This window comes from Botrimarina mediterranea (assembly GCF_007753265.1).
Lineage (GTDB): Bacteria > Planctomycetota > Planctomycetia > Pirellulales > Lacipirellulaceae > Botrimarina > Botrimarina mediterranea.
The window spans coordinates 2,381,401-2,403,475 of the sequence record NZ_CP036349.1; the positions used below are offsets into that span (position 1 = coordinate 2,381,401).

At 55.1% G+C, this 22,075-nt stretch carries 19 protein-coding genes and 1 pseudogene; 12 read left to right on the top strand and 8 right to left on the bottom strand.

The features are described 5' to 3' along the window. Positions 1–4 precede the first annotated feature (4 nt). From Spa11_RS09530 to Spa11_RS09555, 6 genes are all read left to right on the top strand, one after another. A complete protein-coding gene (locus Spa11_RS09530; RefSeq protein WP_145111330.1) occupies positions 5–769 on the top strand; it encodes a hypothetical protein in 765 nt (254 codons plus the stop codon). An 11-nt stretch (positions 770–780) separates the two neighbouring features. Beyond that, on the top strand, positions 781–1,563 hold the full coding sequence (locus Spa11_RS09535; RefSeq protein WP_145111333.1) for a cytochrome c3 family protein: 783 nt from the start codon (positions 781–783) through the stop codon (positions 1,561–1,563). A gap of 14 nt (positions 1,564–1,577) precedes the next feature. After that, the gene (locus Spa11_RS09540; protein WP_145111336.1) at positions 1,578–1,985 is read left to right on the top strand and encodes a DUF1622 domain-containing protein; all 408 of its coding nucleotides are present in this window, start codon (positions 1,578–1,580) and stop codon (positions 1,983–1,985) included. Between the two features lie 110 nt (positions 1,986–2,095). After that, positions 2,096–2,305, top strand: a complete 210-nt coding sequence (locus tag Spa11_RS09545) for a hypothetical protein (protein ID WP_145111339.1) — start codon at positions 2,096–2,098, stop codon at positions 2,303–2,305. Between the two features lie 67 nt (positions 2,306–2,372). After that, the gene (locus Spa11_RS09550; RefSeq protein ID WP_391503320.1) at positions 2,373–2,582 is read left to right on the top strand and encodes a DUF5676 family membrane protein; all 210 of its coding nucleotides are present in this window, start codon (positions 2,373–2,375) and stop codon (positions 2,580–2,582) included. 157 nt (positions 2,583–2,739) lie between these two features. Further along, a complete protein-coding gene (locus tag Spa11_RS09555) occupies positions 2,740–4,077 on the top strand; it encodes an APC family permease (RefSeq protein ID WP_231933222.1) in 1,338 nt (445 codons plus the stop codon). 499 nt (positions 4,078–4,576) lie between these two features. Here the strand turns inward: Spa11_RS09555 and Spa11_RS09560 are convergent, their stop codons facing one another. The 3 genes from Spa11_RS09560 to Spa11_RS09570 form a co-directional block, all read right to left on the bottom strand. Further along, positions 4,577–8,545 carry an efflux RND transporter permease subunit gene (locus Spa11_RS09560; protein WP_145111346.1) on the bottom strand — a complete coding sequence of 1,323 codons (3,969 nt, stop codon included), beginning with the start codon at positions 8,543–8,545 and terminating at the stop codon, positions 4,577–4,579. Positions 8,546–8,637: 92 nt separating this feature from the next. Then, on the bottom strand, positions 8,638–11,034 hold the full coding sequence (locus Spa11_RS09565) for an efflux RND transporter periplasmic adaptor subunit (RefSeq protein ID WP_231933223.1): 2,397 nt from the start codon (positions 11,032–11,034) through the stop codon (positions 8,638–8,640). Between the two features lie 35 nt (positions 11,035–11,069). Further along, positions 11,070–11,315, bottom strand: coding sequence for a BON domain-containing protein (locus Spa11_RS09570; protein ID WP_145111348.1), 246 nt, complete (start codon positions 11,313–11,315; stop codon positions 11,070–11,072). Positions 11,316–12,690: 1,375 nt separating this feature from the next. On the opposite strand from Spa11_RS09570, the gene Spa11_RS09575 reads away from it, so the two are divergent. Further along, positions 12,691–13,161 (top strand): peptidase MA family metallohydrolase, encoded by a 471-nt coding sequence (locus Spa11_RS09575; RefSeq protein ID WP_145111351.1) that lies wholly within the window; start codon positions 12,691–12,693, stop codon positions 13,159–13,161. A 28-nt stretch (positions 13,162–13,189) separates the two neighbouring features. Here the strand turns inward: Spa11_RS09575 and Spa11_RS23235 are convergent, their stop codons facing one another. From Spa11_RS23235 to Spa11_RS09585, 3 genes and pseudogenes are all read right to left on the bottom strand, one after another. Next, positions 13,190–13,654, bottom strand: a complete 465-nt coding sequence (locus Spa11_RS23235) for a hypothetical protein (protein ID WP_231933224.1) — start codon at positions 13,652–13,654, stop codon at positions 13,190–13,192. Between the two features lie 267 nt (positions 13,655–13,921). After that, a pseudogene (locus Spa11_RS23605) lies at positions 13,922–14,026 on the bottom strand (anti-sigma factor family protein); the annotation flags it as partial. Further along, positions 14,023–14,556: an RNA polymerase sigma factor gene (locus tag Spa11_RS09585; RefSeq protein ID WP_145111357.1), complete on the bottom strand. Its 534-nt coding sequence runs from the start codon at positions 14,554–14,556 to the stop codon at positions 14,023–14,025. The pseudogene Spa11_RS23605 and the gene Spa11_RS09585, both read right to left, overlap by 4 nt. Before the next feature lie 406 nt (positions 14,557–14,962). Here Spa11_RS09585 and Spa11_RS09590 point away from each other — a divergent pair, with 406 nt between their 5' ends. From Spa11_RS09590 to Spa11_RS09610, 5 genes are all read left to right on the top strand, one after another. Further along, positions 14,963–15,511: a hypothetical protein gene (locus Spa11_RS09590; RefSeq protein WP_145111360.1), complete on the top strand. Its 549-nt coding sequence runs from the start codon at positions 14,963–14,965 to the stop codon at positions 15,509–15,511. 339 nt (positions 15,512–15,850) lie between these two features. Next, on the top strand, positions 15,851–16,345 hold the full coding sequence (locus tag Spa11_RS09595) for a hypothetical protein (protein WP_145111363.1): 495 nt from the start codon (positions 15,851–15,853) through the stop codon (positions 16,343–16,345). A gap of 95 nt (positions 16,346–16,440) precedes the next feature. Next, positions 16,441–16,842: a hypothetical protein gene (locus Spa11_RS09600; protein WP_145111366.1), complete on the top strand. Its 402-nt coding sequence runs from the start codon at positions 16,441–16,443 to the stop codon at positions 16,840–16,842. 59 nt (positions 16,843–16,901) lie between these two features. Further along, complete coding sequence (locus Spa11_RS22900; RefSeq protein WP_197529865.1) at positions 16,902–17,567, top strand: YHS domain-containing protein; 666 nt, start codon at positions 16,902–16,904, stop codon at positions 17,565–17,567. A gap of 116 nt (positions 17,568–17,683) precedes the next feature. Further along, on the top strand, positions 17,684–19,096 hold the full coding sequence (locus Spa11_RS09610; protein ID WP_231933225.1) for a PP2C family protein-serine/threonine phosphatase: 1,413 nt from the start codon (positions 17,684–17,686) through the stop codon (positions 19,094–19,096). Positions 19,097–19,441: 345 nt separating this feature from the next. On the opposite strand, the gene Spa11_RS09615 is transcribed toward Spa11_RS09610, so the two are convergent. Then, positions 19,442–20,905 (bottom strand): TolC family protein, encoded by a 1,464-nt coding sequence (locus Spa11_RS09615; protein ID WP_145111372.1) that lies wholly within the window; start codon positions 20,903–20,905, stop codon positions 19,442–19,444. Positions 20,906–21,170: 265 nt separating this feature from the next. Then, positions 21,171–22,016, bottom strand: coding sequence for a hypothetical protein (locus tag Spa11_RS09620; RefSeq protein ID WP_145111375.1), 846 nt, complete (start codon positions 22,014–22,016; stop codon positions 21,171–21,173). Positions 22,017–22,075 lie beyond the last annotated feature (59 nt).

The following is a 22,075-nucleotide window of genomic DNA, read 5'->3' on the forward strand; positions in this document are numbered from 1 at the left end:
TTCGATGAAAGAGAAGGAAAAGATCGTCGTCACGGGCTTGGTCATGCTGATGTTGCTTGCATGGCTTGGCTTTCCGCTGCACCACGCTCATCGGTTTGCAGGGAGTTTCTGGGGAGGAGTCTTCGGAGTAACCGGAGCGGCCCTGATGCTCGTTCCGTTGGCCTACCTAATCGTCAAGCGAAACAAGAAACTCAAGCAGACCGTCACCAAACACGTTTCGATGCGAACGCTGTTGGCTTGGCACATTTACGCGGGAGTGCTTGGTCCGATTTTGGTCATCATTCACAGCGGACATAAATACGAAAGCGTCGTAGGTATTGCGCTGACGGCAATGACCCTGCTGGTCGTCGTGAGTGGGTTCATCGGACGCTACCTGATGTCTGGTTTCGCCAAGGAAATTCGCGAGAGGAAGGCGATGTTGACGGAATTGCAAACAGCCTATGATGAAGCCAGTGTTGCTGTCGGGTCCAATCCGGAGGCGGCAAATACCCTGCGGCCGTTCTCTGGATTCTTTAGCCGCTTGATGGCTGGCTTCTTCTTGTCGGAACCGACTACGGAGCCGTCGGTTGCCAAAGCCAATTCGATCACGCTGGTCCGTCTGGCTGAGTCCATAGCAGACGTGGAATACGCGATTCGGACTCACGAAGATTTCAAAACGTGGTTCGGCAAGTGGCTGAAGTTTCACATTGCCATTTCGTTCATCCTGTACGGGTTGATGTTTATCCATGTCAATTACGCCGTCTACTTCGGCTTGCGTTGGTTCGAGTAGAAGGAAATCGGATGATTCGCTGGACAATCGTTACTCTTGTTCTCATCACCGCGGCAATTGCCTACGGAGCCGGTTGGATTCCGAACGAAGCGAAGGAGTTTGCTGCGCATTCGATGCATCAAGCCGTCAATCCCGGCGATCTCTCGGCGGCTCACGCAAGTCTGGCGAACAACTGCCAAGCCTGTCACACACCCGTGAAGGGAGTCGATACGGCAAAGTGCATCCTGTGTCACGCGAACAACGAATCGATCCTACAAAGGCAACCAACTGCGTTTCATTCGAGTGTCAATACATGTAAGGAGTGTCATCTCGAACATCGAGGCCTCGACGCGAAGTTGTCGCAAATGGACCACTCGTTGCTGACCGGCATCGGAATGAAACAGATGCAGAAGGCTGAGTCCGGTAGCGAAGAACTGGCGGCCTACTTACGGCTTAGCGAGAAGCTGGAGACAAGTGTTGCCCCACATTCGCGGATCGGACTTGAAGAATCCGTTCTGGATTGTGCCTCCTGTCACTCGAACGATGATCGACACCAAAGCCTGTTTGGGGCGAATTGTGCTCAGTGCCATGCAACCGACCGCTGGACGATACCGGAGTACAAACACCCGTCAGCCAAGTCGAATGATTGCAGCCAATGTCATCAGGCTCCGCCGAGCCACTACATGATGCACTTCAACATGATCTCCGCCCGTGTGGCGGGCAAGCCGCACGCCAGAGTCGATCAGTGCAGCCAATGCCACCAGACAACATCGTGGAACGACATCAAACGAGTCGGCTGGTACAAGCATCATTGAGGAGACCATGAGCTATGCCTGAAACCACCACCATCGTTGAACATAACGTCATCTTGATTGTCGGCTGGGTGAAGCTGGCGATTGAAGTGTTCGGGGCGACGCTGGTGACGATTGGCGTGTGTGTGGCAATCGTTCACTGGATTCGCACGGTTAGGAGTGGAAAGGAGCAAGACTTCGCCCAGACACGGCTTATTCTCGCTCGATACCTTTCGTTGGCTCTTGAATTCCAACTTGGGGCGGACATTCTCGGGACAGCGGTGTCGCCAAGCTGGGACCACATTGGAAAGCTTGCGGCCGTAGCTGTCATCCGCACCGGCTTGAACTACTTCCTCATGATGGAAATGAAGGCTCAGGCCCCAACAAACAACGACTTAGCGAAGTCGAGGTTAATTGAAGCAAGGCCGACAGAGGCCGAGCCATGATGCGGCTGGCTTCGTGGCGTCAAGCGTCTGTCGTGCTATTGCTTGGGCTGCGCAGTGAAGAAACGAGGAAACTGAGCATCTAATGTGAGAACGGAACTAGGGAGACTTGTATGAAACACTTTTTGCACATGCTGATCGGTTGCGGCCTGCCGATGCTGCTGATTTTTGTCTTGCCACTATTCGGCGTCAGCGAAGGAATCACGTTGACCGTATTCATCGTCCTGATGCTCGTGTGTCATCTGTTGATGAAGCGAGGACACATGACCGCTCATTCAGAACAACAATCCAAGCATCAGGAGCACCGCCGTGAACAGACTTAGCATTCCCCGATTTGGTTTTGCGGTTGGCGTTGCCTGTGCGATTGCCTACGTGGGTTGCGTTTTCGTGATGCTGTCCGTACCGCAGGATGTGGCGATCCGCTTCTTTAACAGCCTGATGCACGGCGTCGATGTGACGACGATCATGCGGTGGGACATGCCGTGGTGGGAAACAGTCCTCGGCGTAGTCGACATTTTCGCCCTTGGATGGTTGTTCGGAGCCTTGATTGCGGGCTGTTATAACTGCTGTGAAAAGTCAGCTTCAAAGCCCGGTCGCTGACGCGCGGCAGTTTCCCGAGCAGAGTGGTCGCGCAGCAGGCAGCGGCAGCGGGGACTCCTTCCCGTGCAGCTTGGTGCCGTGATACCCTGGCGCGGTATTTGCCATTTGAAATAGCGACAGACGAAACGCACTGGAAATCAGGAGGTAATCTCACACCGTGGGCGATTCAGAAGAAACCGGAAAGTACGAAGAGAACAGCCTGTCTTTGACGGGATCGGTCGCTATGGGTACCGGTGTCATGATCGGGGCAGGAATCTTTGCGCTGACCGGGCAAGTTGCCGAACAAGCAGGAGGACTTTTTCCGTTGGCATTTCTAGCGGCGGCGATCGTGGCAGGATTCAGCGCCTATAGCTACGTGAAGATGGCCGAACAGTATCCGTCGGCGGGTGGAATCGCCATGTTCCTCATGAAAGCCTACGGTAAAGGAACCGTGACCGCAGGCATGGCGTTGCTGATGTACTTTTCAATGGTCATCAACGAGAGCCTCGTGGCGAGGACGTTTGGAACTTACACGTTGCAATTGTTTGATGCGAAGGACAATGCCTTTTTGGTGCCTGCGCTTGGTGTGGGGCTGCTCGTGGCCGCGTTTATCGTGAACATCCTTGGCAACAAGTTCATCGGTACCTTCTCGACAGTAACGGCCGTCATCAAGATCGCTGGAATCCTCATCTTTGCCGGTGCGGGGCTATGGGTTTCGGGTCTGACTTTTGAAAGCGTGGGGGTTACAGAGCGAACATCGGCTGGCAGCTTTCTCTCCGCAACCGCTCTGGCGCTATTGGCCTACAAAGGTTTCACGACGATTACGAATAGTGGCTCGGAGATCACAAACCCGAACAAGAACATTGGTCGTTCGATCATTATTTCGCTAGCGATTTGTCTGGTTGTTTATTTGCTCGTTGGACTCGCCGTCGCGGGCAATTTGTCCATCTCGGAAATCATAGAGAGCCGCGACTACGCGTTGGCCGAAGCGGCTCGACCGGCGTTCGGGCAATGGGGGACCTACTTCACGGTTGGACTTGCGATTGTGGCCACGATATCGGGTCTGATCGCTAGTACGTTTGCCGTGTCGCGAATGCTCGCAATGCTAAGCGAAATGAAGCTCGTTCCGCACAAACACTTCGGCTTGCCCGGCGACATCCAAAAGCACACGCTTGTCTATACGGTCGTGTTTGCGATTACACTGACGATCTTATTCGACCTCTCGCGAATTGCATCTCTGGGAGCTATCTTCTACATCGTGATGGATATTGCGGTTCACTGGGGTGTGCTTAGGCACGTGCACGGGAAAGTTAAGGCGAACCGATGGGTGCCAATCACGGCCATAGTGCTGGACGTGACCATCTTGGGGGCATTTCTCTGGCTGAAGGCCACCAGCGACATGCTGGTGATATGGGTGGCCTTAGGCGGCATGGTGGTCATATTCGTTGGAGAGCGGGTGTTCCTGAGCTGGAAGGATGACGATCAGGAGGCTCACGCCGACGGCAACCGAGAATAAGCAGCCTCCCGGTTGCACGGGCGGGCCACTCTTCTCAGGTCACGATTCACGCGATTGGACCTCAAGGAATGAAGACGCACGCAGGGTCGTTGCTGCGTTGCTGATGCTTATCCGAGCGAGCGCCGTCATGACAACAGGTTCTTCGCCGCTCTTGTTGATGGACGCGCCAGCAAGGTAACGTTGACCGAAGTTGTTGTTCGTTGAGAGCCGACAGTCCCGCTGGTCGGCCTGTCAACTTGGTTGTGCAGTCGTCGATTAGCATTGCGACTCCGCTAGTTGAGTTCCTGACCATCGACCATATAACCTCGACGCATGAGGGAGTTAATAGAGAAGCGTCAGGTTAAGTGTCTGCGATTGACTCCAAGTTGGGCCTACGACTCTTCATTGGGTCCAGCTTATCGCGTCCCGGGAGAACATGGCGTTTGAGTGCATGATGAAATCTCGGCGACCTGGGTGAGGATCCCGGCGATGGGCAATAGAGCTTGTTCGGTCAATCGAACTACGCATCCTTGGCGAACCTTGGGTCGTCGATCCCAAGTTTGAGCTTCCATTCCATGGCCCAGCAATACAAGACTGGGACGACAAGCATCGTCATAATTTCGATACTCATGCCGCCAAAACTGGGGATTGCCATCGGCACCATGATGTCACTACCGCGTCCGGTAGAAGTTAAGACCGGGATCAACGCCAGCAGCGTTGTGGCGGTTGTCATCAGGCAGGGACGAACACGTCGCATGCCGGCAGTCACAGTTGCTTCGCGGGCATGCTTGGCGTTGGCGATCCGGTCTTTGCGAAAACTCTCGTCGAGGTAAGAAGCGATCACCACTCCGTCGTCGCTCGCGATCCCAAACAGGGCAAGAAAACCAACCCAGACAGCCACACTGAGGTTTATTGTGTGTACTTGAAACAACGCCCTCATATTCGTCCCAAAAACCTCGAAATCTAAGAACCATTCCGTGCCGTAGAGCCACAGCATGATAAATCCACCGGCCCATGCAATCAGGATGCCACTGAATACAAGCGAAGTCGTGATGACGGATTTGAACTGGAAGTAAAGAATCAAGAAGATAATGCCAAGGGCTAACGGAAGAACCACCATCAAAGTTTTCTGGGAGCGGAGCTGGTTTTCATAGTTTCCGGCGAACGAATAACTAACTCCTGCGGGCAAGACCAACTCTCCGCTCTGAATCTTTTCCTGCAAGAACGCCTGAGCATCTTCGACCACATCGACTTCGGCGTTTCCGGCCTTCATGTCAAACAGAACGTACCCGAGCAAGAAAGTGTCCTCGCTCTTAATGACTTGCGGACCACGTACGTATCGAATATCGGCCAATTGTTCGAGCGGAATTTGCTGGCCCATCGGTGTGGGGACAAGAATGCGCTCCAAGGACTCGGCGTCGTCTCGAAGTTCACGAGCGTAACGCACGCGCACCGGATAGCGCTCCCGGCCTTCTACCGTCGTCGTGATGCGGCGACCGCCGATTGCAACTTCAATGACATCTTGGACGCTACGAACATGCAGTCCGTACCGCTTGATTGCGTCGCGGTCGATGTCGATTTCCAAGTAGGGCTTGCCGACGATTCTGTCCGCGATCACTGCCGACGCTTGAACGGAAGGGACTTGCTTGAGCAATCCCTCGATCTGAAGAGCGACCCGCTCGATGGTTTCGAGGTCCGGGCCTTTGATCTTCATGCCCATTGGGGCACGCATACCGCTTTGTAGCATGACGATGCGCGCCGCGATTGGCTGCAGCTTCGGCGCGGAGGTAGTGCCGGGAATGTCTGCCGCCTCGGTGATCTGCTCCCATATGTCATTAGGCGACTTGATCTCTTCTCGCCACTGACGAAACGGGCGGCCGAGCGGGTCTTCAATCAATTCACCCAGCTCATCGCGTACATACTCACCGACCTTTTCGTCATAACGAAATTTCAGTCGGTTGCCATTTTGGTCTGTCTTGTATTCAGACTTGTAGGCGATAAAGGTCTCGATCATGGAGATCGGCGCCGGGTCGAGAGGGCTGTCGGCTCGACCAATCTTACCGACGACTGATTCGACTTCGGGAATCGATATTAGGAATTTGTTCTGCAGTTGCAGTACGTCCATCGCTTCGCCAATCGACGCGTGAGGCATCGTCGTCGGCATGTAGAGAAATGAGCCTTCGTCCAGTGGCGGCATAAACTCTTTGCCGAGCCCAGGGAAGGCGTTGCTGGCCGATTGCCAGGGGCGCGAATCGCGAATCGCCGATTCGGAGACACCGACCATCGAAATCGTCTTTGGAACGAACTTGAAAAGCTTATCAAACCCCTGCCATGAACAGGCGCCTAACAATAGGATCAGCGTGGGTAGCGTCAAGAACAGCAGCTTGTGATTGAGACACCACCTCAACAACGGCTCGTAGATGAAACGCTGGAACACGGTAAAGAAACCGAGTAGTCCGCCAATAAGCAGTCCCACGAATAGGAAGTTCCGCAACAGTCCCTTCTGAGGCCCAAGCGGTAGCCAGTGTTCAGTCAGCAAGACCCCAACAACTAAGACGGCGACTGCACTGGCGGAGTACGGAGCGAACTTGTGATAGGCAGCGGGAATCTTTTCCTCCATCAGTTTGAATAGACCTAAGCCAGCTACGATGGCACCAACCCACCATGTGACGAAGAACATGGCCAGCACTCCGGCAGCGACTAGAGCCATCATCATGTACCTGCGAAGCACGCCTGATTTTATTCGGCCTCCCATCAGAATATGAGCTGCGGGAGGAATAATCGTCAAGGCAACGATGACGGATGCCGCTAGTGCAAATGTTTTAGTAAATGCGAGCGGTCGAAATAGCTTGCCTTCGGCGGCAATCATTGTGAACACTGGAAGAAAGCTGACGACCGTTGTCGACACAGCGGTTAGCACTGCACCCGCGACCTCATGGGATGCCCGGAAGATCACGTGACCGCGATCCTCGTTCGGATCAGCTTCATCCAAATGCTTGAGAATGTTCTCGCATACAATGATTCCCATATCGACCATTGTGCCAATCGCAATCGCGATACCCGAGAGAGCAACGATATTGGCGTCCACACCAAACGTCTTCATCGCAATGAAAACGATCAGCACGGCTAAGGGAAGCAACGCGCTAATCAGTATCGAGCTTCGCAAATGCATCACCATCACGAGGATGACGATGATCGTAACGAGAATCTCTTCGCTGAGAGCCGTATTGAGCGTGCCTAGTGTTTCGTAGATGACGCCGGTGCGGTCATAGAAAGGAACAACACGAACTTGGCTCGTAGTGATCCAGTGTGGCCACTGGTCTCTCGGTGTGCCTCGCAAATGTTTGACCCAAGAGTCATATTGCTGAGAAGTCGTGGTGATGAGTGGTAGGTCAAAAGACTTGGCGTAGGCCTCTACTTCAGCGATTGTCGTCTGCGTGTAGTCAATGACGACCTTGCTCGGAAGGCCCGGCGAGACCTCTTCAATCTTCTTCTTGACGTTCTTGATCGCTTCGAGTGGATTGAATCCGTAGCGAACGACCGTCACGCCGCCAACTGCCTCAGCGCCCGCCTTATCCAATGCGCCGCGTCGCAACGCCGGACCAAGAGTGACGTTTCCAATGTCCTTGATCGTAATCGGAACATTGTCGGTGACCCTGACGACGGCTTTCTCAATGTCTTCCACTCGCTCAATAAAGCCCAGACCGCGAATCACGTATTCGGCTTTGTTGAGTTCGATCGTTCTCGCACCGACGTCGACATTCGACATGCGAACGGACTGAAACACGTCGGCCAACGAGACCCGGGCGGCTCGCATCGCATCAGGGTCAACGTCGATTTGGTACTCCTGAACGAAGCCGCCAATGGACGCGACTTCGCTGACGCCTTCCGCAGACGCGATTGCGTAGCGGACGTACCAGTCCTGTATCGTTCGCAGCTCATGCAGATCCCACCCGCCAGTTGGATTTCCATCGGGGTCTTGTCCTTCGAGCGTGTACCAGAGAATTTGGCCGAGTGCAGTGGCATCCGGACCCAAGGTCGGTTGCACACCTTCAGGGAGCGTACCGGCAGGCAGGCTGTTGAGCTTCTCAAGGACTCTTGAGCGGGACCAATAGAATTCGGCCTTCTCGTTAAAAATCACGTAGATCGTCGAGAAGCCAAACATCGAATAGCTGCGAATTGTCTTAACTTCGGGGATGCCCAGTAGTGCAACTGTCATCGGATAACCGATTTGGTCTTCCACATCCTGCGGGCTACGCCCCATCCATTCAGTGAAAACAATCTGCTGGTTTTCGCCAATGTCAGGAATCGCATCGACGGGCACGGGATCACGAGGGAGACTACCGACTTGCCAATCGAACGGGGCGACCATGATGCCCCAGCCTACAATCGCTAATACGAGAAGAAAGACAACCAGCTTGTTTTGCAGGCAAAACCAAATGACGGCGCCGAGGATCGTGCGGCGACCGATTTCGATATCGGGGGCCATGCCATTGGAAGTATTAGTCATCACAACCGTGAGTTCTCGATGCTATTCTTGAAGAAGTGCTGCGGTTCTGGACTGAACCGCACGAAGTTTTCTTACTCTCGATTGTGCCCGGCGTGCTCTTCGGGTGGAGGCTCTTGATCAGCAAGCGGCGCGACCTTATCGGCACACTTCAGCATTGATGCACCGTAGTAAGGATTGCGAACGGCGGCGTCGGTTTGAATCCAACTTGCACCACGTCCATCGAAAGCCATCGGGCAATGCAACTCATAGAGTTGATCGCTATTCGGCAGGCCGAAAGTGCGTTGCAGCGTCAGCAACTCCTCCGACAGAAGAGCAAAAGCCGAACGGAGGGATTCGAGGTCGTTGGCCGTCGCCAAACGGGCAGCAATTGTCGACAAGCTGCTCAATTCGGCCGTCCAACGTTCAGCCGCCTTTCCGTCGAGTGATTGGGAATTCAGGGAACTTACCGCTTGGTGAAGGCCGGAGATCGCGGCCGCCGCAGCACGTGCGTCATCAGCCGCCAGAGCGTTGGAGATTGCAAGGTATGGGCGAACAATCTGGCTCAACTGATTGCGAAACTCAGCCGGAATATCGAGACTTTGTTCTTCCATCTGATGTTGTCCGTGCGACAATCCAAACATTGCCTGAAGCCGCTCGGTGTGACGCTTCGTGACCAAGTAGATGCGATCCGCATCTTGTAACGAGTCTATTTCTTTGCCTTCCACGGCATCATTTCTTAGCAGCATCTCAAACTCTTCGAGTTGGGCGCGCATGTCACCAGACAATAGACCTTCGTCTAATGAAGACACGGCCGTGCCAAGCTGTGAGTAGGCATTGCGAATCGCTTGCAGCTCCGCCTCTTCAATTGCCTCACCAACGAAAGCCACGGATCCCAAGACTTGATGCAACTGCGCTTGCAACGCGGGTGGGAGTGACATACCGGGCGGCCCCGCCATTTGCATCGACTCGCCATTAGCGGTCGGCTCCGAATCGACGCCGTGGTTGTGGCCGCCACCTCCCCCGCCGCCTTCGGGCGTCATCATTGAGGGCTTTGCGGAAATCTGCAGGGCACTGTCGAGCTTGAAAGTGCCGTTAGTAACAATCAGCTCACCTTCTTCAAGCCCCGATTTGACGAGGTAGTAGTCGCCGGCACGCGGGCCAAGCACAATCTCTCGGCCTTCGTAGGTTGGCTCTGGCGCATCGGGAACCTGGACATAGACGATGGCCCTCGTTCCTGTTAGCAACGCCGCCGAAACGGGAATTACCAATGGCTTGGCAGTGTCGCTGGGTTCGGCTGTAACGTAGCCCAGCGTCTCCGCTCGAACCAATGGCATCCCGCAGATGTCGCAATTTCCTGGTCCATCTTTCACGATTTCTGGGTGCATTGGGCTGATCCATTTTCCCGCCAGCGACGCATCAAGCACTCGACCGCCAGCAGCAATCTTTGAGCGAACGATCGCTCGCACAAACATTTCGGGTTTCAGCCGACCATCCTTGTTGGATACGTTGACTCGTACCTTGACCGTCCGCGTTGCAGCGTTGAGAACCGGATCAATGAAGGCGATTCGCCCATGGAAGACGTCACCGGGATAGGCTTCTGTGGTGAATTCGACGTCCTGCCCATAACGCAGCCAAGGCAGGTCAGACTCGTAAGCATCCAACTGCACCCATAATTGCGTCAAGTCAGCTACCGAATAGATTCTGTCACCGGTGCGAACTCGATCACCTTCCTGCCTGAGCTTCGCAATTACGATGCCGCTTACAGGCGAGTAAATCGTAAGATGATCACTCGGACGGGCCCGCTGCTCAATCTCTTGAATCTGCTTGTCAGTGATCCCCAGCAGTCGCAACTTTTCGCGAGCCGACTCGGCCAAGTCAACAGACGGCGTGAAGCGAGTTGAGCTTGGTCGCTCGGATTGATACTTCAGCGACTGGATAAGCTCTTCCTGCGCGGAGTAAAGTTCTTCGCTGTAAATCGACACCATGTGGTCGCCCTTGTCGACTTGCACACCCGTGAAATCGACGAAAAGGCGATCTAACCGGCCCGATACCCATGCGGTAATGTGGGCCAAACGAGTTTCGTCGTATTCTACCTTTCCAACCATTCGCACTTCCGCGGTGACGTAGCGATGAGCAACCGGGACCGTTTCGATATTCATCAGCTTTCTTACATCAGGACTGATCGAAACGGTGCGGATGCCACCGACGGACTTCTTAACGGGAACCAAATCCATACCGCAAATTGGGCAACTACCCGGTCCATCACGACGAATTTGCGGATGCATTGAGCAGGTCCAGATGCTTGGCGAGTCCTTTGGTGCGGAAACGCCTGGCTCCGACGCTGAGGTCCCGTCTGTTGGCGCTCCGCGAAAGCTCCAGGCCAAAGCGAATCCCAATGCGAGGAAACAAACGGCCTGTACGACCAAGAGTTTCCAGCGGTGCTCGGCAATGAGTTTCGACAGAAGTCCTGACTTGCGATCTACATTCACGCTGCTACCCTCTTCCCTCTTGATATCCAGGACTTCTAAGAACGCCGACCCGTTTCCGCAAGTGGCATTCGCACAACGACTCCGAGTTTGTTGACAATCTGCTGAACCCCTTCCATCAGTTTACCGATTTCCTGTGCCCGCTGCTTAATGTAGTACGAAGAAACACGGCCGCGTAGAACCAGCACGCGACCGTGTTCGGTGAAATCGATTTCGAGCTTACCTAGTTCAGCATACCCGCTACTTTGGAACATGGCCGCTAACACACGCTGCTTGTTGTCCATCGGACCAAACTACCTGCGGCCGCGTTCAGTTGGCGAATACTTCCAAGCCTTCCTGCCGAGTGCATCAGTAACTTCGCGAGCCGGGGTGAAGTCTCACATCCGGAGGACTCGCGCGGCGATTGGCAGAATTGCGACGGACGCCCCGCTCGGGAGCCAGAATGGCAGCCGGCTCATACGAAAACCTCCGGTAGGTCACGTTGGGCACTTTCTGACAGGGGGACGCGGATGTATCGACCTGCACAGCCGCTGGCTCCTCTATGTTTTGTGCGTCAGCGGTGTCTCCAGGAGTTGGCTCGTAGGAGAAACTGCGGTAGCTATCGACAGCTTGAGGACTTTCTGTTTGATAGAGCCGTGCCTGCGGAACCATCGTTCTTTGAACCACACGTGTAGATGCACGATTAGAACCCGAATTCCAGAACCCTTTCCCAAACTCGCCGCGTGCCTTAGCGCCGGCGTCACGTTGCGCGAGCGCGTCGGAACTCAGTAACATCCCCATGACCGCGGCCGCCGTTAGAACTGTCTTGAACATCTTCCGCCTCCTGGCCCTTGCGAGCCGCAAAATGTGTGGCATCCTGCTTAGAAACAGCGGTGGCCGCCTCCCACCGCTCCAACTTGCCTCTTCTACCCTGTTTGATGCATGACGGATGGCTTTTCTTCACTGATGCCAACACGATTTCTAGGAACTGCTTGAGCCGTTTGTGTGGAGCATAGGCGTACACGAGCATTGCCTGATTCCTTTGCAAAGTTTGCCAGATTTGGAGGCAGTCCTTGGCCTACGCGAGGCGGATTCGTGAGTGCCACTACGAGCCATCGATCCACTGATTTCCCCACAATGTTGCCGTTTCAAGGTTCGCTAGCCAGGATCTCGTAGAGACAGGTCCAGATTTGGCGCGGGATTTGATTCTACGTGCATATCCCGTTTCCATCGGCTCACTTCAATCTGCGATTGGCAGCGTCGGCGGCCGCACCACCTCGCACCTTCCTCCTGGATCGCTGCTCTATGCGGATACTCTCAAGGCGGACCCTAGTGTCGCAATTCGCTGCGATGGCCCTCGGGGCGACAGCATTCGCTACCGAGTCTGGGGCGGCGACTCGCAACGCGTTCACAGCGACTGCGCCAAGCTTCCTAGTCCGATCGTTCAAAGACGGACCTGATGCTGCGGAGGTAATCGGGAAGTCTGTGGAATTGCGGCGGAAAGCTCACGAGCTTTGGATGCCGGAGAAAACTTGGGCTTCATGGCAGCCACGATGTGAGATTGTCCTTCATTCAAATCGCTCCAGCTACCTCCGCTACGTGGGACCTTCCGGCTCTAAGACATCGGGAGCAAGCCTGATTGAGAGGAGTGGTGACGGCATTGCAAAGCGCCGGATCGACTTGCTCGTTGATCAAGCAGGAGGGTATTCCGCACTTGCGCACGAGTTGACGCACGTTGTGCTTGCCGACTGGTTCGGGGGCCGTCAGCCACCGCCTTGGGTTGACGAAGGGATCGCAACGCTTGCCGACTCCGAGGAAAAGCAGTCTCTCCATTGCCGCGATTGTCGGCGGGCATTGGCGAACGGGAGCGCGATGCAATTGGTGGAACTGGTGGAGCTTCGGAAGCTGTCATCCCGTGACCAAGCCGCGGCGTTTTACGGTCAAAGCCTGTCGCTAGTGAGTTATCTTTCGGCGTGTGACAAGCCGGAGAAACTTTTGCCTTTTGTCGATCTGGCAACGGCGAGCGGATACGACAGCGCCATTCGTGAGGTCTACGGGATCGATGGGATAGGAGCCCTACATCGGCTTTGGCTAAATCATGAACTTTCCAACGCCCGGAGTGCGACCTTGCAGGCGTTTGAGCGGCGGTAGAACAGTGGTCAATCGAGAAGGGTGCAACCTACCCGTTTGATTGCTGATTAAAATCGGCCACAATCCGCGTCACTTCTTCTAGGTCACGCACGCCAATAATCGTGATGTGTCGCTTATCCTGCCGCCAACTTGCTGCCAACTTGCCGTTCAACTGCACGACGCTGGTTGGCACTCCGTCGCAAAGGCACTCGATACGTGACCGACTTCCGAACCAGATTGGCTGGGGCTCTAGATGCTCCAATACCGTCATTACGCCACCGTCGGATCGACGACAGACCGAAAGTGTGCACTGACAGCAAGGCATGTCGAGCGCGTACATCTCCTCGACGGTCACGCCGGCGCGACCTTCCAAACTCAACGGTTGGTAACCGAATCTTTTCTCAACCTCATCAGGTGTGACCGGCTGCCCGTCATAGGTGGCGACTAGAGCCTGATGCGCCTGCTCGGGATCAACGGCGAATTTTGCCAAGTAGATGTCGAAATTGGCAGCCATCGATTCATGCCCGTGTTCTCCCGATAGGTTGTGGGAAGCCCAGAAACCCGCGCCTAACAATAGAAGGACTGATGCTGCGAGGGCCCATATTTTAGAAGGCAGCCTCCACCACGGGGCCCGATACTCCAATTCTACCGATGGTTTATGTTCTTGCCGCAACGCGGAATCGACGCCTCTCCACAAATCCGAGGGAGGTGTCGGATCAACAAGCAATCGTGTCTGGTAAGAAAGGGACTTGGTAAAAACAACGCTTTCCGCACAAGCCGGACACGTCTTTAGGTGACTGTCGATCAGTTCACGCTGCGAAGCAGGTAGTTCATTGTCTATGAAGGCTGACAATCGCTCTTGTAGTTCTGAACAATTCATCGTCATGGACCCCAGCCAAGTTGCGTTAGACGCTGCTGCAATTCCCGGCGAGCGCGGTTAAGGCGCGAGCCTACCGTCCCTTCTGGAATATCGAGCACGTCAGCAATAGCGTTATAGGGCAATTCCTCAACCTCGCGAAGGAGAAAGATCGTTCGCAGCTCTAACTCAAGGTCAGCGAGGGCTGCTTCCAGCACCTCTGCTAAGTCAGACCTACTCTCGTGCGACTCCACGTGATCGATCGGTTCGTATTCCAACGTCTGTGTTTTCTTTCGATTCCTTCGTCGAAGGTGCTGTAATGCCTCATTGACTGCCAAGCGATAGATCCACGTGCTCAATCGCGAACGTCCGGAGAATTTTCCGAGTTGTCGGTAGACCTGTAGGTACACTTGCTGCGTAACGTCCGCCGCGTCCTGCTCGCCGACCATTCTGGCCATCAGCCGGAAGATACGACCATGGCTCTCGTCGAATAGCTGTTGCTGTGCGCAACGGTCTCCCTGCTGGCAAGCGGCAACGAGTTTGGCGTCCGTTGGATCCATGCTTCATGCAATTCGGCGCTCCTGCACTCTTTATGATGCAGCCAGGAGCAGCTTTCTTCGCGACAATTCCAGTCGAGGAGGTCAACCGGCGGGTCCGCAACCATTGCGAACAGCGTCTGGGGACTCAGGGTCGCTAGTTTAGCAGTTTTGGTCGCGGGCTTGCAGTGGCGTATCGCGGGGCTCCGGACCCGGAGATACCAAAGCGTCGAACCGTTGGTGTGACTGCTTAGTTTCTTGGAAACACGTGAAGAAACTGCTCGGGCCGGGCATCAGAAGGGGCGTAGGCGGGAGGAGTTGCCATTAGCGACAATTCTGATACTCGCCATCCATGCAACCGCTCGAAGCAACTAGACCCTAGACTTGGGATCGCGGTTTCCGAGCATTTTTTCAGAGGATGTATTGAGCCATGTTTTACGATCGTAAGAGGCTGTTGAATCTGGGTGTGGTCATTCTGACAGCCGCAGTCGCGGCAGGACCGGCCATTGCAGTTGCCCAAAGAAAGAGTCCAGGAGGACTGACGGGCGGAGATCGCTTGCGGCCTCAGGCTACTTACAGCAATCAACGAGCGTCTCGGAGTATGAGTCACGCTCGCGATTACTCTCGGGGCATCTATCAATACTCACGAACTCCCCAGACTATCGAGCCGAGCGTTGCCAAGTCTGAGGCAGAAGAACTTGGACGCAACATCATTAGCGCACAGAAGGAACTCGCCGTTGTCCGCAAAGAAGTCGGTAGCGATGCCGCCGCGGCGGCGCCACTAAAGTCAATCGATCAACATCTTGCCGCCGCCGAGAAACAGCACGCGATGCTTTTCGAGGAATGCTGCAAAGAGTCAGTCGACGGCCTAGCTTGTATGAAGCACTGCAATCAGATTCTGCTGCAACTAGACAAAGCCCAGGCGGAACATGATGCGTTGATGCGATCGATGGAAATAAAAGAGATGACTTCGGAATAAACGTGTTTGCCGTTTCGCTCAACGCAAGGACAACACCAAAGAGCCCGCGCTGGTTCATTTCGCATATGCCAGCGGGGGCTACCTAACTCGTCATTTCAAGGTGCAATCATCATGAAGCGACAGATGTTGGTTTTGTGGCTGCTGTCTTTGTGGATGAGCCCCCATGAAGTACATGCCTAAGCATGTATGTGAGCAGCTGAAGGGATAGCGAGGGCTGTCAAAGTTTTTGTCTCGCCTTCGAAGACGAATAGTGGATTATTGTGCTTCGGCTGTACGAGGCCCAGTGGTGTTTTGGTGAATAAAAAAAGTAGGAAGACGAAGACGATGAGAACTCGAACGATGACGATGGTGTTGGTGACCGTGGCGTTGACAGGCCAGTCCGTCCGGGCACACGAAGAAGATCACCAGACGGAGGATCAGCTACGACGCGAACAATTGCGTATCGCCGTTCAGGAGATCTGCCCGATCTCGGGCGAAAAGCTTGGCGCGATGGGGACGCCAATCAAGGTAGCGGCCGGCGATTCCAAAGAAGAGGTCTACCTCTGCTGCGAGGGATGCACAAATGGAAAGATCGATCAGAAGCTCTGGGGAACAATCCACCGCAGTATCGCTAAAGCGCAGGGGAAGTGCCCTATTTCAAAGAAGGACCTTCCGAGGAAGCCAAAGTCGACAGTAGTCGAAGGCCAGGTCATCTATGTCGCTCGTCTTGCAAGCATTGAGGAGGTTCAGGCAGAACCAGAGGCAGCCCTCCTCCAAGTTGACGAGTTCTACGCGTCCTACATCAAAGAGAAGAAACAGCGGGAGAAAAAAGAGGAGAAACGAGAGCACAATTGATGCCATCCGCTAGTATTTTTTGGAGAAGACTCGTGTCGTCCCGCCCTCATGGTCGGGACTCGCGATGCACGACTAATCTTTTATCGAGGATCGTTATGAAATGCGTGATTATTTTGGCTGTTGCTGTCTTGTCGTTGGGCGTCTATGGATGCAGCACATCAGAGGACTCCACGACGCCGGCTCCATCAAGCTCTCCTTCTGCCCAAGACGGTAGCAGCGCTCATGCGGATCATGAACACGGAAACCATGTCGACGAGGGCGATAACGGTGTGACTGGCATGGAGAAAATGAAAGCTGAGTTGGCAAATCTCTCGCCAGCAGACGCCACCTCAGCTGAGAAGCAGCACATTTGCCCGGTAAGCGGTGAGATGCTCGGTACGATGGGCGCACCCATCAAGATCGATTTGAAGGGGCAAGAAGTATGGATCTGCTGTGACGGCTGCCGAGAGAAGCTGCTTGCAAACCCGGACGACTATCTGGCCAAGTTGAAGAACTGAGCGGCCATCGTAAAAGCATGTTGTAGGTTGCGCTATCTCGTTGCGGAAGGATCTACAGAATGTCTGACCTCACCACATTTGCCAGCCACGTTCAAGAGGTGGTCGACGATGCCTTCAGGATTCGTCGCTGGGAGCCGGGGGAGGCTCACAAGTACATGGCCAAGGTCGGCCAGCGGCGCGCCAAGTGGGAGGCCTTGGCTCGCCACCTGTGTCAGGATGTCGTTCGCCCGCGACTCACAACCGTAGCGATGTTGTTTCCGAACGCTACGATGTCTGATGAGCAACCGCCGCACTCGGTGACTTGCCTCTTCGAGTACTGCGACCGCTTTCCGGCGCTCGCAACTATCGAATTCTCCGTTGAACACGACGTGCGGTTTGAAAACGTTGTTCTCCACACGCGTACGCGCCTGATGCCGGTGTTTGTGTTGTTCAACGAGCAGGATAACCTGCCGCTGCCGCTGGACGGTGTGGATGACGAAGAAGTCGCCGATTGGGTCGAAGAGAGACTCCTAGAATTCATAGACACTTATCTACGGATCGATGCGGTTGGTGGGACATTGGGTGAGCTGTCTGCCATCGATCCTGTGTGCGGAATGCAGGTTCTTCAATCAGCGTCTGTAGCAACCGGCTCTTATTGTGGGCATCCTTACTTCTTCTGCTCGGAGGACTGCCTTGCTGAGTTTGAAAAGGATCCGACTGATTACGTTCAGGTCAAGACGATGTAGTAAGTCAGTGAATACGATGGAAGCCCATGGTGCAGGAGACTTTCACTCAAGACCGTGAACAAAAGAGTGCGTCCGCTCGTGCGCGGCAGAGGCCAACGATTCGTTCTCGTCTACTCTTGGCCGTCAATCTGCCGTTGGCCATGCTGGCGGCGGTATTCTTGGCCTACGACTATTCTCATGAGCTTGCCCGGCGAATCGATATCAAACGGGTCGCTTTGGAAGAAGAAGCCAAAACCCTCTTTCCAGCAGTTATCCGACTTAGTGGCCGCGGTCCAGAGAGCGTGCAAGATTTCATTGACGAGGTATGTGTACGAATGCAAGACGCAGAGTCTCCCGGCCACCACATCGCTGTTGAGAAAGAAGGCGATACATTTCAAGCATCAGCTCATCACCGCGATTCGAGAGAAATGCTGCTGGCGATGCAGGAGGCGGCGGAGTCCCCCCTCTATAGGGCTCCTCTGGGTAACGCGGAGTTGGTCGTGGGCGCTTACGCAAGCGAGGGAACTACGGTGTACGTTTCCGAATCATTGGAGAATTTACGCCGTTCGGCAACGGGGGATACCATGCGTCGTCTCGTAGGCTTCCTCTTCATGGCCACCGTCGCCGCCGCGGTTGTCAACATGGTGCTCTTCCGTGTGGTCAGCAGGCCCCTTCAGGTTCTCGTGGGAACGGTCAAGAAGATCGGAGAGGGCGACTTTCGTTTGCAATCCGATTCATTTCGAACCAACGAACTAGGGTACTTGGCGGACGAAATCAACTCCATGAGTCAATCATTGGCGGCGTCCGAGAAGACACGTCTGCTGCAAATGGCACAAGCCCGTGAGATCCAGCGCAATCTGTTGCCGAACGGGGTCGAGGCCGATGGTTTTGAGGTTGCGCAGCTATTTGAACCGGCAGAGGACGTGGGCGGCGATTTCTTCGACATACTCATGCTCTGCGATAGATCATGGTTGGTTTGTGTCGCCGATGTATCCGGGCACGGCATACCAGCGGCCATGAACGCCGCGATGCTGAAGACGCTCGTGATGCAAGCTGCAAAAACTCTCGTATCTCCGTCCCAGATACTGCAAGAAGCAAATCAGCAGTTCACCTCGATGAGCCTCGAAGGAGACTTTGCAACGGTCTTCATGCTCCGGATAGATCCCTGCGCGGGCCGCTTCAGCTACGCCAGCGCGGGACATGATCCCGGATGGCTGCTCACGGAAGGTACCAACCTAAAGCAACTGCCATCCACTGGGTTAATACTCGGGATAGACGAGGACGTCACCTGGGAAGAGCCGACCGGTGAATTTGCCGCAGGAGACAGGATGTTGATTGCCACAGATGGCGTTTGCGAGACCTCCGATTCCAGTGGGCGCCTGTTCGGACGAGATCGTATCGGCGAACTACTGGCTCATTACCGCGATGCTCCTGCAGATGGGGTGATCAATCTGCTGAATCAGGCGTTGAACGAGCACAGGGGTGCAGCTCGACAAACTGATGACGTGACCGCACTACTTATCGAAAGGAATCCTGGCAGCAACTGCTAACTGATGGCCGTACGTCGGTTTAGCTCACGATTTATTCAGACGCCTGATGATCTTTGGCGTCTGGAGGCGACGAGGGATTGATCAACTGCGGCGATGGGCCCGTGAAGTAGGGCTCTGCTGCACGTGAGTGACAGGGGCATCCGTTGTAGCTTTCGTAAGGTAGCGGACTGGGGGCGCAGTACTTGCAAGGAATGCGACATTGGTCGTACCAGTGATATGCAGGAGCGCATCCACCTGCCGCTGCTAGCGACAGCAGCAATAGCTTCACTGTAATTTGACGTATTCTCATTTTTTCGTCCCAAAAGTGAATGCAGACCCTCGTTCCAGGCCAAGAATTTCCTTCGCCTAATTCGCTTCGGTCGGCGCTGGCAGCTGGTTAGGCTCGCCGTCATTCTCATCGTCCACCTGCTGTGGCGGCGGGACGGTTTCGGCCGATTGGGGTAGCGGACCTCCTACAACACGTTCGAGCGATGCGGTTGTTTGCCGCAATGACGCTTCGAGACGGCGGTAGGAGACTTCGTAGCGAAGCAGCAATCTGAAGTTGTCGATAAGCTGCAGAAAGTCGACCTCACCGACAGAATAGGCGCGGTTGGAGACTTCCAGTGTCTGCCGCGCCTTAGGAAGTATGTCTTCGCGAAACAGGAGCAGCAGGTCTTGCTGACTTCGGGCCTTGGCGAACAGGTCTGCCACTTGTTCAAGCGTCGCGTCGCGCAAGGCGTCGTAGTCCCGAGCTGTCGCCACGGCGCTGGCCTCAGCGGATCGGACTGCCGAATCAAGACGTTTGCGATAAATCGGCAGGTTTACACCTGCTGTCAGGAGCACGGCGTCTTGTCCGTTGGCGACTGGGCTAATCCCAGCGCTGGCCGTATCAATCCAAGTAGCACCGAGCGTGACGTCCGGCACGTAATCCAGCCGGGCGAGCTGCGCCGCCCGGCGGTCACGCTCAAGAGCGGCGAGCTGAGCGTGTAACTCTGGCCTGGCTGCGACCGCGCGCCGCTCCAGCCACGCTAAGTCTTGCGGCGCCGCTTCGTTGGTTAGTCGATCAACGGCCCGCAAACGGGTCTGGGGCGATACGTGTAGCACTCGGGCAAGCCTTGCCTGAGTGCTGTCGAGCTGCTGGCGCAGGCGAATCAACTCGTTGGCGATGTTGGAAAGCTCCAACTCAGCCCGCAGAACGTCTTGTTGACTGGTAAGCGTTGCTTTGTAACGAGCGTTTGCCGTATCACGAATCTTAACCAACTCCTCTTCCTCGGATTCCGTGATCGAGATGGCTTGCTGGATGAAATAAAGTTCGTAATAGGCCTGCTTGACTTGTTCCACGGTCGCAAGCTCTACGGCGGCGAGTCGTGCCCTTGCCACGTCAGCCTTTGATTCGGCCACTCCAGCTCGCGATCCCAACTTCCTGCGGGCAGGGAACTTTTGGTTGACGTTTAGCAGCAGTTCTTGTTGTCCAGCCGCCGTTTGCACCGGCTCCGGGAAGGTTGTTACTCCGAGCATCGGGTCAGGAAGACTGGCTTCCACTGGGACCATGAGAGCAGCCGCTTCAATTCGCTTGCGAGCGGCCTGAACTTCGGGGTTCTGAGCAAGGGCAAACTGGATCAGTTCTTCGACCTGTTGCGGTCCTTCAAACTGCGGCGTCGGGGGGGCAACTGCCGAATCGGCAGCAACGAGTGTCGTGTTCGCATACGTGACCGCATCGGCCACGCGGGCGTACTCGGCGTCACGGATCTGACGAGTGCCGCGGCATCCGGGTGTGAAAACAACCGCGATCGTTGCTAGCGCGTAGAAAATTGCTTGGTTTCTGGCCATCCTTGGCCCCCTGTCGTTTAGCACAGCCCTGTTGGCAGTCACTCCCTGAGGTGATCGGCCAATGCGGCATCATGATTACAGCTGTTATTGTTGCTACGACCAGACTGCCCGGAATCAGAGTCGGGTCGTACCAGTTAGGGAATTTCTCTCGTTCAACAAATCTGCGAGTCTTCGTTAATGAGTAGGGAAAGAGCCGGCCCGGGCGCCCCTGATGCGGGGGGAGGCGAGACGCCCGAGGCCGGCCAAAAAACGCAAGGCAGTCGCATTAACGCTGGGCACGCTGACTGTCCTCCTTCGCTTTCTTATCAAGGTGCGCGGTATAGAGTGCATCCACCTTTCGCAGGTACAGTTGCGGCTCGGCAGCAAGTTTTTTGGTGCAGGGCGGGCAGCAGACATATACGACTTGCCCTTCGACAATCGTCCACTTAGGCGTCTTGGGAAGATCGTTACCCATCACAGGACAGATGCCCTGAGCTTTGGCGAAGTTGGCGTGAATCGTCCCCCAGTGCTCCCGCTTTATCTGCTTGCCCATGCAGCCTTTGCAGCAAAGGAACACGGTCTCCTCGCCGACTTGCACTTTGAGCGGTTCACCCATCGAGCCGAGCTTCTCGCCCGATACGGGGCAGATATCCTGAACCGCAATACGAAGTTGATCGCGGACAGACGTCGTGTAGAGGGCGCTGACCTGTTCGATGTAGGCCTCCGGCTCGGCGGTGATCTTGTCCTCGCACGGAGGACAGCAGATGAAGATTGCCTGCCCATTCACAACGATCGATTTCGCGTCTTCAGGCAGCGGCTTCTTCATGACGGGGCAAATGCCCTGCGCTTTGGCCATATTCGTGTGAATCGTCGCCCAGTGCGCGGGATCCACTTGCTTGCCTGCGCATCCTTTGCAGCAGAGGAACACGGTCTCCTCGCCGACTTGCACCTTAAGCGGCTCGCCCATCGAGCCAAGTTTCTCGCCCGACACGGGGCAGATCTCCTGCACGGCGACCCGCAGCTTGTCCTGCTGCTTTTGGAGCTGCGCTGCTTCTTTCGCGTCTTGCGCGGTTGCCACGTGTGAAAGTGCGATGACGCTTACCATCGCCACGAATACTGTTAGCCGATTCATCTCAAAATCCTTTCAAAGAAAGATAGGGAGTGGCACGGATTGTGCACTGGAAGCTCCCA